Consider the following 626-nt stretch of genomic DNA (forward strand, 5'->3'; position numbering starts at 1 on the left):
TCTTTAGATAATGCGGTTACTTCATCCTTTAACTCTTGGTTAACTTTTTTGGAGGATTGTTGATCCTGTTGATGCTGTGCTTTCATTTTTGTTTCATTTTCTTTTAAAAGATCTATTTGTGTAGATAATTCTTGGGATACCCTTTTCTCATCATTCAACCTTTGTTCCAATTCCAGTGTTGTTGATTTCAGTTCGTGTTTCTCACCTTTTATTTGATCTAACGATTCCTGGAACAGTATTCGTTCCTTTTCTTGATTTGACTCTAACTGATTGTTTGAAGATACTAGTTCTTTGTTTTTCCTGATTAATTCATTGTTTTCTTTCTCCAATTGAATTAAAGTATTTTGATAAGTTTGATTAGTCTCCGTTAATTGTTCTACCTCCAATTGCAATGCGAGGTATTCAGATTCGGCCGTTTGCAACTCATCTGTTATTTGTTGATGTTGTGCTCTCATTTTTGTTTCATTTTCTGTTAAAAGATCTATTTGTGTAGATAATTCTTGGGACACCCTTTTCTCATCATTCAACCTTTGTTCCAATTCCAGTGTTGTTGATTTCAGTTCGTCTTTTTCACCATTTATTTGATCTAACGATTCCTGAAACTGTATTCGTTCCTTTTCTTGATT

The 626-nt window shown here is 33.1% G+C and carries 1 protein-coding gene; it reads right to left on the reverse strand.

Annotated features, from left to right (window positions below):
* Window positions 1-626: hypothetical protein (locus ADA55_RS29900; RefSeq protein ID WP_048687470.1), on the reverse strand; the 626-nt coding region annotated here is incomplete at both ends.

This window comes from Bacillus sp. 220_BSPC (assembly GCF_001054655.1).
Classification (GTDB): Bacteria; Bacillota; Bacilli; order Bacillales; family DSM-1321; genus Peribacillus; species Peribacillus frigoritolerans.